5 protein-coding genes are annotated in these 14,260 nt (G+C 51.7%); all 5 read left to right on the top strand.

The features are described 5' to 3' along the window. The coding region (locus tag J7438_RS18530) for an RAP domain-containing protein (protein WP_209277719.1) at positions 1–980 on the top strand (980 nt) is incomplete at its 5' end. A gap of 156 nt (positions 981–1,136) precedes the next feature. Then, positions 1,137–4,388, top strand: a complete 3,252-nt coding sequence (locus J7438_RS18525) for an RAP domain-containing protein (protein ID WP_209277718.1) — start codon at positions 1,137–1,139, stop codon at positions 4,386–4,388. A gap of 156 nt (positions 4,389–4,544) precedes the next feature. Then, positions 4,545–7,667, top strand: a complete 3,123-nt coding sequence (locus J7438_RS18520) for an RAP domain-containing protein (RefSeq protein WP_209277717.1) — start codon at positions 4,545–4,547, stop codon at positions 7,665–7,667. Positions 7,668–7,823: 156 nt separating this feature from the next. Next, positions 7,824–11,078, top strand: a complete 3,255-nt coding sequence (locus tag J7438_RS18515) for a DUF1601 domain-containing protein (RefSeq protein ID WP_209277716.1) — start codon at positions 7,824–7,826, stop codon at positions 11,076–11,078. A gap of 156 nt (positions 11,079–11,234) precedes the next feature. Further along, positions 11,235–14,225: a DUF1601 domain-containing protein gene (locus J7438_RS18510; protein WP_209277715.1), complete on the top strand. Its 2,991-nt coding sequence runs from the start codon at positions 11,235–11,237 to the stop codon at positions 14,223–14,225. Positions 14,226–14,260: the final 35 nt, after the last annotated feature.

Here is a 14,260-nt window from a genome sequence, read left to right as displayed (position 1 = left end):
TGACCGCACTGTTGCCCCACGTGAATGATCTGAGAGCTACCTTTAAACCACAAGAGATCGCCAACCTGCTGTGGGCCATGGCGAAACTGGCGCACAACGGGCAGGAGCAGATACCAGCGCTTAACAATGCCGTGGTCGCTCTGTTGCCCCACGTGAAAATACAGAAAGACCAATTTATTCCTCAACACACCGCCAACCTGCTGTGGGCCATGGCAAAACTGGTGGATAACGGGCAGGCGTGGACACCAGAGTTCAATGCGGCTGTGGCCGCGCTGTTACCCAACGTGAGCGCACAGAAAGCTAACTTTAAACCACAGGGTATCGCCAACCTGCTGTGGGCCATGGCGAAACTGGGTGAACTCGTTAAGCGGAATGTGGTTACCTCTGCATTCGAATCGCTTGTCTACCGAATCAGTGAAAACCCTCAGCTCTGCAGGCAAGATATATCGATGTCTCTCTGGGGCGTAATGGTATGCTGTGCAAGGTTGGCTCTAAACTCCAATGCCAATAAAAATAACGTGCTTGAAAAGCACATGGATATCCTGTTGACTCGCCTGGAAAATACATTCCCAGATAATGAGGAGGATCAAACCATCATTGTCATGGCCGCAAGTTGGCTTGGCAGAGCGAGTCCGTTCAACCCCCATTACCAGACAACCATTTCAAAACATCAGGCCGTCTTCCGCAATCAACTCCAATCATGCATGCCCTCTTTGAAGATTGAAGAAGAAAAGAGTCTGAACTCATTACCTCCGGTTGACCTGCTACTGCCAGATCACAACATGGTGATTGAAGTTCAGGGATCGTCTCATTACGTCAATGGTGATTTCAAAACCAGGAAGGGTTCGACGCTGCTTAAAATCGCACTGCTGCAAAAATCAGGATTTGAGGTCATTGAAATTCCGGTTAACCGGCTTTGCAACCAGGATTTAATGAAACCATTTATTGATCAAATAAAGAAGAGAACAAACAGCCAGTAATCGTCTCCCTGCCATCGTGACTCAGGAACCGTTTTCACAATTCAGAGTAGATGCTCTTCGCCAACCACTTGCGTTTATAAACCGTTCAGCAAAATGAACTTCTGAACAGAACCGCAGTCTGCTTTTTATATTCTCATGAATTAATGAAATATAATTATGGATAGAAGATCTGCTGGTATCAGTGGTAAATACACAAGATCAGGTAATGATTACAACCAACCGAAAGGGCATGCCCCCTCTTCAGGGCGTGGACGATACAGACATGCCACAGTCAGACCATGGGATAATCCCCCCCGCACTGCGCCGGGTCGCCATGAATTTCACCATTCTTCCGGAGCAAGCTCTTCTCAACATCTACAGGGCCGTTCAGTAAACCCTGCTCAGGATTTTAATGCCCTCATCAAACAGGAAATAATGGCTGATCTGTTGAGTAAAGCGGATCGTTTCGGTCATCGCTATAATGGAAAAAATCACAGTCAATATGCCCTTTCAATTAAAAGATACACGTCAGCTGCTAAAAGACCGTTAAACCGGGCGGAACAAAGCCAGCTGATACGTATGCTGCAAAATTTTACCCCAACACGGCGTTGGGATTGGCGAAGCCTGACGACAACTCTTCATTCATTTACTTCAGCGGGTGTTTTTACCCCTTATAAACCCATGCATGAGCGTGTTCAGTTCACTCAAGCTGCCTTATTGTCAACTCTGCTTGATGCAATAATATTTAACTGCTACCAAAAACCTGGAGCCCGGGATATTGATGCCCGGGGAATCACCAAACTGCTGTGGGCCCTGGCGAAACTGGTGGACAACGGGCAGAAGCAGACATCAGAGTTCAAAAAGGCCGTGGCCGCCCTGTTGCCCCTTGTGAACGTACAGAAAGACCAATTCAATCCCCAGGGTATCGCCAACCTGCTGTGGGCCATGGCGAAACTGGTGGACAACGGGGAGTGGACACCAGAGATCAACGAGGCCGTGGCCGCGTTGTTATCCCGGGTGAACGCACAGAAAGCTAACTTTAACCCACAGGAAATCTCTAACCTGCTGTGGGCCATGGCGAAACTGGTGGACAACGGGCTGGAGCAGACACCAGAGCTCAAGGAGGCCGTAGCTGTGCTACTGCCTCACGTGAACATACAGAAAGACCAATTTATTCCTCAGGCTATCGCCAACCTGCTGTGGGCCATGGCGAAACTGGTGGACAACGGGCTGGAGCAGACACCAGAGCTCAACAAGGCCGTGGCCGCGTTGTTGCCCAACGTGAACACTCAGAAAGCTAACTTTAACCCACAGGAAATCACCAACCTGCTGTGGACCATGGCGAAACTGGTGGACAGCGGACAGGAGCGGACACCGGGGCTCAACGAGGCCATGGCTGCGCTGTTGCCCCAGGTGAACGCACAGAAAGACCTGTTTAATGCCCAGGCTATTGTCAACCTGCTGTGGGCCATGGCGAAACTGGTGGACAACGGGCTGAAGCGGACACCAGGGCTCAAAGAGGCCGTGGCCGCCCTGTTGCCCCTCGTAAACGCACAGAAAAACCAGGTTAATCCCCAGGGCATTGTCAACCTGCTGTCAGCTATGGCGAAACTGGTGGAAAACGGGCTGGAGCGGACACCAGGGCTCAAAGAGGCGGTGGTGGCGCTGTTACCCCATGTGAACGCACAGAAAGGCCAATTTACTGCCCAGGGAATCGCCAACCTGCTGTGGGCCATGGCGAAACTGGTGGACAACGGGCTGAAGCAAACATCAGGGCTCAAAGAGGCCGTGGCCGGGCTGTTGCCCCAGGTGCAGGCACAGAAAGACCAATTTAATCCTCAGAATATCGCCAACCTGCTGTGGGCCATGGCGAAACTGGTGGACAACGGGCTGGAGCAAACACCGGGGCTCAACGAAGCCCTGGTCGCGCTGTTGCCCCGGGTGATCGCACAGAAAGACCAATTTAATGTCCAGGATAACACCAACATGCTGTGGGCCCTGGCGAAACTGGTGGACAACGGTCAGGAGCAGACTCCAGAACTCAAAGAGGCTGTGGCCGTGCTGTTGCCCCATGTAAAGACACAAAAAGCTTGCTTTAAACCGCAGGAAATAACCAACCTGCTGTGGGCCATAGCGAAACTGCTGGACAACGGGCAGGAGCGGACACCAGAGCTCAACGAGGCCTTGACCACGCTGATGCCCCTTGTGAACGTACAGAAAGCTAACTTTATACCACAGAGTATCGCCAACCTGCTGTGGGCCATGGCGAAACTTGCGGACTACGGGCAGGAGCGGACACCAGAGTTCAACGAGGCCGTGGCCGCGCTGTTGCCCCGGGTAAGCGCACAGAAAGACCAATTTATTCTTCAGAATATCGCCAACCTGCTGTGGGCCATGGCGAAACTTGCGGACTACGGGCAGGAGCGGACACCAGAGTTCAACGAGGCCGTGGCCGCGCTGTTGCCCCGGGTAAGCGCACAGAAAGACCAATTTATTCCTCAGCAGATCGCCAACCTGCTGTGGGCCATGGCGAAACTGGTGGACAACGGGCAGGAGCAGACACCAGAGCTCAACGAGGTCGTGGCAGCGTTGTTGCCCTGCGTGAACGCACAAAAAGACCAATTTATTCCTCAGCATATCGCCAACCTGCTGTGGAGCATGGCAAAACTGGTGAACAACGTGCAAGAGCAGATACCGGGTCTCAACGAGGCCGTGGCCGCGTTGTTGCCCCGGGTGTACGCACAGAAAGCTAACTTTAAACCACAGGAAATCGCCAACCTGCTTTGGGCCACCGCGAAACTGGGTGAGCTCGTTGAGCTGGACGTGGTTACCTCTATCTTCAAATCGCTTGTCCACAAAATCAGTGAAAACCCTCAGTCCTCTCAGCAAAATATACTTATGTCTCTCTGGGGCGTAATGGTATGCTGTGCCAGGTTGTCTCTGGTCTCCAAAGCCAATAAAAATAACGTGCTTGAAAAGCACCTGGATGACCTGCTTACTCGCCTGGAAAATCCCCCCCCGGACAATGAAAAGGATCAACGCGTCATTGCCATGGCCGCCAGTTGGCTTGGCAGACCGTTTCCGATCGTCCCCCATTACCGGGCAACTATTTCAGAACCTCAAACTTTCTTCCGTGATCAACTCCAATCACGCCTTCCCTCTTTGAAGATTGAAGAAGAAAAGAGTTTGAACTTACTACCTCCGGTTGACCTGTTTCTGCCAGAGCACAACATGGTGATTGAAATTCAGGGACCATTTCATTACGTGAATGGTGATTTCAAAACCAGGAATGGTTCGACTCTGCTGAAAATTGCACTGTTGCAAAAAGCAGGGTTTGAGGTCATTGAAATTCCGGTTAAACAGCGTTGGAACCAGAATTTAATGAAACCATTTATTGATCAAATAAAGAAGAGAACAAAAAGCCAGTAATCGCCTCCCTGTCATCGTGACTCAGGAGCCGTTTTCACAATTCAGAGTAGATGCTCTCCTCCAACCACTTGCGTTTATAAACCGTTCAGCAAAATGAACTTCTGAACAGAACCGTAGTCTGCTTTTTATATTCTCATGAATTAATGAAATATAATTATGGATAGAAGATCTGCTGGTATCAGTGGTAAATACACAAGATCAGGTAATAATTACACCCAACCGAATAACCATCCCCCTTCTTCAGGGCGTGGGCGATATAGACATGCCACAGTCAGACCATGGGATAATCCCCCCCGTACTGCACCGGATCGCAATGAATTTTACCATTCTTCAGGCACACGCTCTTCTCAACATCTACAGGGGCGTTCAGTAAACCCTGCTCAGGATTTTAATGCCCTCATCAAACAGGAAATAATGGATGATCTGTTGAGTAAAGCGGATCGTTTCGGTCATCGCTATAATGGGAAAAATCACAGTCAATATGCCATTTCAATTAAAAAATACACGTCAGCTGCTAAAAGACCGTTAAACCGGGCGGAACAAACCCAGCTGATACGTATGCTGCAAAATTTCACCCCAACACGGCGCTGGGATTGGCGAAGCCTGACGACAACACTTCATTCATTGACTTCAGCGGGTGTTTTTACCCCTTATAAACCCATGCATGAACGTGTTCAGCTGACTCAAGCTGCCTTATTGTCAACTTTGCTTGATGCAATAATATTTAACTGCAATCAAAAACCTGAAGCCCGGGATATTGATGCCTGGGGTATCGCCAATCTGCTGTGGGCCCTGGCGAAACTGGTGGACAACGGCCAGAAGCAGACACCAGAATTCAACGAGGCCTTGGCCGCCGTGCTGCCCCACGTGAACGTACAGAAAGACCAATTCAATCCTCAGGGTATCGCCAACCTGCTGTGGGCCATTGCGAAACTGGTGGACAACGGGCTGGAGCTGACATCAGGGCTCAACGAGGCCGTGGCCGCCCTGTTGCCCCTCGTGAACGCACACAAAGACCGACTTAATGCCCAGGGCATTACCAACCTGCTGTGGGCCATCACGAAACTGGTGGACAACGGGCTGGAGCGAACACCAGGGCTCAACGGGGCCGTGGCCGCACTGTTGCCCCTCGTGAACGCACAGAAAAACCAACTTAATGCCCGGGACATTGCCAACCTGCTGTGGGCCATTACGAAACTGGTGAACAACGGGCTGGAGCGGACACCAGGGTTCAACGAGGCCGTGGCCGCACTGTTGCCCCTCGTGAACGCACAGAAAGACCAACTTAATGCCCAGGGCATTACCAACCTGCTGTGGGCCATTACGAAACTGGTGGACAACGGGCTGGAGCGGACACCAGGGCTCAACGAGGCCGTGGCCGCCCTGTTGCCCCTCGTGAACGCACAGAAAAACCAACTTAATGCCCGGGACATTACCAACCTGCTGTGGGCCATTACGAAACTGGTGGAAAACGGGCTGAAGCGGACACCAGGGCTCAACGAGGCCGTGGCCGCCCTGTTGCCTCTCGTGAACGCGCAGAATGACCAATTTATTCCTCAGCAAATCGCCAACCTGCTGTGGGCCATGGCGAAACTGATTGACAACAGGCAGGAGTCGACACCAGAACTCAACGAGGCCGTAGCCGCCCTGTTGCCCCACGTGAATGCACTGAGAGCTACCTTTAAACCACAAGGTATCGCCAACCTGCTGTGGGCTATGGCGAAACTGGTGGACAACGAGCAGGAGTGGACACCAGGACTCAAAGAGGCCGTGGCCGCGCTGTTGCCCCACGTGAACGTACAGAAAAATAAATTTAATGCCCAGGGAATCGCCAACCTGCTGTGGGCCATGGCGAAACTGGTGGACAACGGGCAGGATCGGACACCAGAGCTCAACGAGGCCGTGGCCGCACTGTTGACCCACGTGAACGTACAGAAAGACCAATTTAAAGCCCGGGATATCGCCAACCTGCTGTGGGCCATGGCGAAACTGGTGGACAGCGGGCAGAAGCAGACACCAGTGCTCAAAGAGGCTTTGGCCGCCCTGTTGCCCCACGTGAACGCACAAAAGGCTCACTTTAAACCACAGGGTATCACCAACCTGCTGTGGGCCATGGCGAAACTGGTGGACAACGGGCATGAGAGGTCACCAGAACTCAACAAGGCCGTAGCTGCGCTGTTGCCCCTCGTAAACTCACAGAAAAACCAACTTAATGCCCAGGCCATTGCCAACCTGCTGTGGGCCATGGCGAAACTGGTGGACAACGGGCAGGAGTCGACACCAGAACTCAACGAGGCCGTGACCGCACTGTTGCCCCACGTGAATGCACAGAAAGCTACCTTTAAACCACAAGAGATCGCCAACCTGCTATGGGCCATGGCGAAACTGGTGGACAACGGGCAGGAACAGACACCAGCGCTCAACGAGGCTGTGGCCACGCTGTTGCCTCACGTGAACGCACAGAAAGACCAATTTATTCCTCAGCACATCGCCAGCCTGCTGTGGGCCATGGCGAAACTGGTGGATAACGGGCAGGAGTGGACACCAGAGTTCCAAGCGGCCGTGGCTGCGTTGTTACCCCACGTGAGGGCACAGAAAGCTAACTTTAAACCACAGGGTATCGCCAACCTGCTGTGGGCCATGGCGAAACTGGGTGAACTCGTTGAGCTGAATGTGGTTACCTCTACATTCGAATCGCTTGTCTACCGAATCAGTGAAAACCCTCAGCTCTCCAGGCAAGTTATATCGATGTCTCTATGGGGCGTAATGGTATGCTGTGCCAGGTTGTCTCCAGACTCCAATGCCAATAAAAATAACGTGCTTGAAAAGCACATGGATGACCTATTGACTCGCCTGGAAAATACATCACCGGATAATGAAGAGGATCAAACCACCATGGCCATGGCCGCCAGTTGGCTTGGCAGAGCGTGTCCGTTCAACCCCCATTACCAGACAACCATTTCAAAACATCAGGCCAACTTCCGCAATCAACTCCAATCATGCATACCCTCTTTGAAGATTGAAGAAGAAAAGAGTCTTAACTCATTACCTCCGGTTGACCTGCTACTGCCAGATCACAACATGGTGATTGAAGTTCAGGGATCGTCTCATTACGTCAATGGTGATTTCAAAACCAGGAAGGGTTCGACGCTGCTTAAAATCGCACTGCTGCAGAAATCAGGATTTGAGGTCATTGAAATCCCGGTTAACAGGCTTTGGAACCTGGATTTAATGAAACCATTTATTGATCAAATAAAGAGGAGAACAAACAGCCAGTAATCGTCTCCCTGCCATCAAGACTCAAGAACCGTTTTCTCAATTCAGAGTAGATGTTCTTCTCCAACCATTGGCGTTTATAAGCCGTTCAGCAAAATGAACTTCTGAACAGAACCGCAGTCTGCTTTTTATATTCTCATGAATTAATGAAATATAATTATGGATAGAACCTCTGTTGGTTTCAGTGGCAAATACGCAAGACCTGGTAATGATTACAACCAACCGGATAACCATGCCACTTCTTCAAGGCATGGGCGATATAGACAGACTACAGTCAGACAGCGGCATAGTACCCCCCGCACTACCCCGGGGCGTAATGAATTTTACCATTCTTCTGGCGCACGCTCTTCTCAACATCTACAGCGCCGCTCAGTAAACCCTGCTCAAGATTTTAATGCGCTCATCAAACAGGAAATAATGGATGATCTGGTGAGTAAATCTTATCGTTTCGGTGATCGCTATGATGGGAGACATCACGGTCTGTATACTGATTCAATTAAAAGATACACATCAGCTGCTAAAAGACCGTTAAATCAAGCTGAACAAAGCCAGCTGATACGTTTGCTGCAAAATTTTACCGTAACACGGCGTTGGGACTGGCGAAGCCTTACGACAACACTACATTCATTGACTTCAGCGGGTTTTTTTACCCCTCATAACCCCATGGATGAGCGTGTCAAGCTAACTCAAGCATCCTTATTGTCCACTCTGCTTGACGCAATAATATTCAAGTGCAACCAAAAACCTCAAGCCAGGGACATTGATGCCCGGGGAATCGCCAACCAGCTGTGGGCCATGGCGAAACTGGTGGACAACGGGCAGGAGCAGACACCAGGGCTCAAAGAGGCCGTGGTCGCGTTGTTGCCCCACGTAAACGCAAAGAAAGACCAATTTATTCCTCTGCATATCACCAACCTGCTGTGGGCCATGGCGAAACTGGTGGACAACTTGCAGGAGTGGACACCAGGGCTCAAAGAGGCTGTGGCCACACTCTTGCCCCTAGTGAACACACAGAAAAACCAACTTAACGCCCGGGACATTGCCAACCTGCTATGGGCCATTACGAAACTGGTGAACAACGGGCTGGAGCGGACACCAGGGCTCAAAGAGGCAGTGGCCGCGCTGTTGCTCCAAGTGAACGCACAAAAAGATCAATTTATTCCTCAGGGTATCGCTAACCTGCTGTGGGCCATGGCGAAACTGGTGAACCACGGGCACGAACAGACACCAGGGCTCAAAGAGGCCGTGGCCGCGTTATTGCCCCACGTAAACACATGGAAAGACCAATTTAATGCCCAGGATATCGGCAACCTGCTGTGGGCCATGGCGAAACTGGTGGATAACGGCCAGGAGCAGACGCCAAAGCTTAAAGAGACCGTAGCCGCGCTGTTGCCCCACGTGAACGCACAGAAAGACCAATTTAATGCCCAGTGTATCGCCAACCTGCTGTGGGCTATGGCGAAACTGGTGGACAACGGGCAGGAGCGGACACCAGGGCTCAACGTGGCCGTGGCCGCGCTGTTGCCCCACGTGAACGCACAGAAAGACCAATTTAATGCCCAGTGTATCGCCAACCTGCTGTGGGCCATGGCGAAACTGGTGGACAACTTGCAGGAGTGGACACCAGAGCTCAAAGAGGCCGTGACCGCGCTGTTGCTCCAAGTGAACGCACAAAAAGATCAATTTATTCCTCAGGGTATCGCTAACCTGCTGTGGGCCATGGCGAAACTGGTGAACCACGGGCACGAACAGACACCAGAGCTCAAAGAGGCCGTGGCCGCGTTATTGCCCCACGTGAACACATGGAAAGACCAATTTAATGCCCAGGATATCGGCAACCTGCTGTGGGCCATGGCGAAACTGGTGGACAACGGGCAGGAGCAGACGCCAGAGCTTAAAGAGACCGTAGCCGCACTGTTGCCCCACGTGAACGCACAGAAAGACCAATTTAATGCCCAGGCTATCGCCAACCTGCTGTGGGCTATGGCGAAACTGGTGGACAACGGGCAGGAGCGGACACCAGGGCTTAACGAGGCCGTGGCCGCGCTGTTAACCCACGTAAACGCACAGAAAGACCAATTTAATGCCCAGGCTACCGCCAACCTGCTGTGGGCTATGGCGAAACTGGTGGACAACAGCCAGGAGCGGACACCAGGGCTCAACGAGGCCGTGGCCGCGCTGTTGCCCCACGTGAACGCACAGAAAGACCAATTTAATGCCCAGGCTATCGCCAACCTGCTGTGGGCCATGGCGAAACTGGTGGGCAACAGGCAGGAGCGGACACCAGGGCTCAACGAGGCCGTGGCCGCGCTGTTGCCCCACGTGAACGCACAGAAAGACCAATTTAATGCCCAGGCTACCGCCAACCTGCTGTGGGCCATGGCGAAACTGGCTGACAACGGGCAGGAGCGGATACCAGGGCTCAACGAGGCCGTGGCCGCGCTGTTACCCCACGTGAACGCACAGAAAGACCAATTTAATGCCCAGGCTATCGCTAACCTGCTGTGGACCATGGCGAAACTGGTGGACAACGGCCAGGAGCAGACGCCAGAGCTTAAAGAGACCGTAGCCGCGCTGGTGCCCCACGTGAACGCACAAAAAGACGAATTTAATGCCCAGGCTATCGCTAACCTGCTGTGGGCCATGGCGAAACTGGTGGACAACAGCCAGGAGTGGACACCAGATTTCACAGAGGCCGTGGCCGCGCTGTTGCCCCAAGTGAACGCACAGAAAGACCAATTTAAAGCCCAGGGTATCGCCAACCTGTTGTGGGCCACGGCGAAACTGGGTGAGCTCGTTGAGCTGAACGTGGTTACATCCACGTTCGAATCGTTTGTCTACCGAATCAGTGAAAACCCTCAGCTCTCTCAGCAAGCGATATTGATATCTCTCTGGGGAGTAATGGTATGCTGTGGCAGGTTGTATCTGGACTGCAATGCCAATAAAAATAGTGTGCTTGAAACGCACATGGATATCCTGTTGACTCGCCTGGAAAATACATTCCCAGATAATGAAGAGGATCAAACCACCATTGCCATGGCCGCCAGTTGGCTTGGCAGAGCGTGTCCGTTCACCCCCCATTACCAGACAATCGTTTCAAAACGTCAATCCGACTTCCGCAATCAACTCCAATCCTGTATGCCCTCTTTGAAGATTGAAGAAGAAAAGAGTTTGAACTCATTACCTCCGGTTGACCTGTTACTGCCAGATCACAACATTATTATTGAAGTTCAGGGGCCGTTTCATTACGTGAATGGTGATTTCCAAACCAGGAAAGGTGCGACTCTGCTGAAAACCGCACTGTTGCAAAAAGCAGGGTTTGAAGTCATTGAAATCCCGGTTAACCAGCTTTGTAACCAGGATTTAATGAAACCATTTATTGATCAAGTAAAGAAGAGAACAAACAGCCAGTAATCGTCTCCCTGTCATCATGACTCAGGAACCGTTTTTACAATTCAGAGTAGATGTTCTTCTCCAGCCACTTGCGTTTATAAACCGTTCAGCAAAATGAACTTCTGAACAGAACCGCAGTCTGCTTTTTATATTCTCATGAATTAATGAAATATAATTATGGATAGAAGATCTTCTGGTATCAGTGGCCGATACACAAGATCAGGTAATGATTACAACCAACCGAATAACCATGCCCCTTCTTCAGGGCGTGGACGATATAGGCATGCCACAGTCAGACCATGGGATCATCCCCCCCGAACTGTGCCGGATCGCAATGAATTTTACCATTCTTCTGGCACACGCTCTTCTCAACATCTACAGTGCCGTTCAGTAAACCCTGCTCAAGATTTTAATGCCCTCATCACACAGGAAATAATGGATGATCTGTTGAGTAAATCGGATCATTTCGGTCATCGCTATAATGGAAAAAATCACAGTCAATTTGCCAATTCAATTAAAGAATACACGTCAGCTGCTAAAAGACCGTTAAACCGGGCGGAACAAAGCCAGCTGATACGTATGTTGCAAAACTTTATCCCAACACGTAGCTGGAATTGGCGAAGCCTGACGACAACACTTCATTCATTGACTTCAGCGGGTGTTTTTACCCCTCATTTCCCCATGGATGAGCGTGTCAAGCTTACTCAAGCTCACTTATTGTCAACGCTAATGGATGCAATAATATTTAACTGCAGCCAAAAACCTCAAGCCAGGAATATTGATGCCCGGGGTATCGCCAACCTGCTTTGGGCCATGGCGAAACTGGTGGACAACGGGCAGAGGCAGACACCGGAGTTTAACAAGGCCGTTGTCGCGCTGTTGCCCCACGTGAGCGCAATGAAAGACCAATTTAAGGCCCAGGGCATTGCCAACCTGCTTTGGGCCATGGCGAAACTGGTGGACAAAGGGCAGAAGCAGACACCGGAGTTTAACAAGGCCGTTGTCGCGCTGTTGCCCCACGTGAGCGCAATGAAAGACCAATTTAAGGCCCAGGGCATTGCCAACCTGCTGTGGGCCATGGCGAAACTGGTGGACAACGGGCTGGAGCCGACACCAGGGCTCAACGAGGCCGTGGTCGCCCTGTTGCCCCACGTGAACGCACAGAAAGACCAATTTAAGGCCCAGGGTCTTGCCAACCTGCTGTGGGCCATGGCGAAACTGGTGGACAACGGGCTGGAGCGGACACCCGGGCTCAAAGAGGCCTTAGCCGCCCTGTTGCCCCTCGTGAACGTACAGAAAAACCAACTTAATGCCCAGAACATTGCCAACCTGCTGTGGGCCATGGCGAAACTGGTGGACAACGGGCTGGAGCAGACACCAGGGTTCAAAGAGGCCGTGGCCGCCTTGTTGCCCCACGTGAACGCACAGAAAAACCAATTTATTCCTCAGGGTATCGCCAACCTGCTGTGGGCCATGGCGAAACTGGTGGAAAATACGCAGCAACAGACACCAGGGCTCAACGAGGCCGCGGCCGCCCTGTTGCCTCTCGTGAACGCACAGAGAGACCATTTTATTCCTCAACATATCGCCAACCTGTTGTGGGCCATGGCGAAACTGGTGGACAACGGGCTGGAGCAGACACCAGAGCTCAACGAGGCCTTGGCCGCCCTGTTGCCCCTCGTGCACGCACAGAAAAACCAACTTAATGCCCAGGGCATTGCCAACCTGCTGTGGGCCATTATGAAACTGGTGAACAACGGGCAGGAGTGGACACCAGAGTTCAATGCGGCCGTGGCCGCCCTGTTGCCCCTCGTGAACGCACAGAAAAACCAACTTAATGCCGTGGGAATCGCCAAACTGTTGTGGGCCATGGCGAAACTGGTGGACATCGGGCAGGAGCAAACACCAGAGCTCAACGAGGCCGTGGCTGCACTTTTGCCCTACGTGAACGCACAAAAAGACCAATTTAATGCCCAGCATGTTGCCAACCTTCTGTGGGTCATGGCGAAACTGGTGGACAATGGGCTGGAGCAGACACCCGGGCTCAACGAAGCACTGGTCGCACTGTTGCCCCAGGTGAACACACAGAAAGACCAATTTAATGTCCGGGATATCGCCAACCTGCTGTGGGCCATGGCAAAACTGGTGGACAACGAGCAGAAGCCGACACCCGGGCTCAACGAGGCCGTGGCCACGCTACTGCCCCACGTGAAAGTACAGAAAGCTAACTTTAAACCACAGGATATCTCCAACCTGTTGTGGGCCATGGCAAAACTGGTAGACAACAGGTTCAAGCAGACACCAGAGTTCAACGAAACCGTGACTACGCTGTTGACCTGCGTGATCATACAAAAAGCTAACTTTAACCCACAGGAAATCGCCAACCTGCTTTGGGCCATGGCAAAACTGGGGGATAACGGGCAGGAGCAAACACCAGGGCTCTACGGGGCCGTAGCTGAGCTGTTACACCGGGTGAACGCACAGGAAGACCAATTTATTGCCCAGCATGTTGCCAACCTGCTGTGGGCCACGGCCAAACTGGGTGAACTCATTGAGCTGAACCTGGCTACCTCTGCGTGCGAATCGCTTGTCTATCGAATCAGTGAGAACCTTGAGTTTTCCAGGGAAGAGATATCGATGTCTCTCTGGGGAGTCATGGTATGCTGTGCCAGGCTGGCTCTAGACTCCAATGCCAATAAAAATAACGTACTTGAAAAGCACATGGATGACCTGTTGACTCGCCTGAAAAATAACTCGCCGCATGATGAAGAGGATCAATCCACCATGATCATGGCCTCAAGTTGGCTTGGCAGAGCGTGTCCGGTCGTCCGCCAGTACCAGACAGCAATTTCAAAAACCCAGGCCGACTTCCGCAATCAACTCCAATCCTGTATGCCCTCTTTGAAGATTGAAGAAGAAAAGAGTTTGAACTCATTGCCTCCGGTTGACCTGTTATTGCCAGATCACAACATGGTGATTGAAGTTCAGGGACCGTCTCATTACGTGGGAGGTGATTTCCAAACCAGGAAAGGTTCAACTCTGCTGAAAATCGCACTGCTAAAAAAATCAGGATTTGAGGTCATTGAAATCCCGGTTAACCGGCTTTGGCACCAGGATGTAATGAAACCATTTATTGATCAAATAAAGAAGAGAACAAACAGCCAGTAATCGTCTCCCTGCCATCATGACTCAAGAACCGTTTT

Origin of the sequence: Thalassotalea sp. G20_0 (genome assembly GCF_017744175.1) — a bacterium.
Lineage (GTDB): Bacteria > Pseudomonadota > Gammaproteobacteria > Pseudomonadales > Endozoicomonadaceae > Endozoicomonas.
The sequence above is the reverse complement of the archived record's forward strand: the minus strand, read 5'-3'. Positions and strand labels throughout refer to the sequence as shown.

Coding starts and splice junctions, on each gene's coding strand:
- J7438_RS18525 (WP_209277718.1), top strand. CDS start 1,137: ATGGATAGAAGATCTGCTGGTATCAGTGGTAAATACACAAGATCAGGT.
- J7438_RS18520 (WP_209277717.1), top strand. CDS start 4,545: ATGGATAGAAGATCTGCTGGTATCAGTGGTAAATACACAAGATCAGGT.
- J7438_RS18515 (WP_209277716.1), top strand. CDS start 7,824: ATGGATAGAACCTCTGTTGGTTTCAGTGGCAAATACGCAAGACCTGGT.
- J7438_RS18510 (WP_209277715.1), top strand. CDS start 11,235: ATGGATAGAAGATCTTCTGGTATCAGTGGCCGATACACAAGATCAGGT.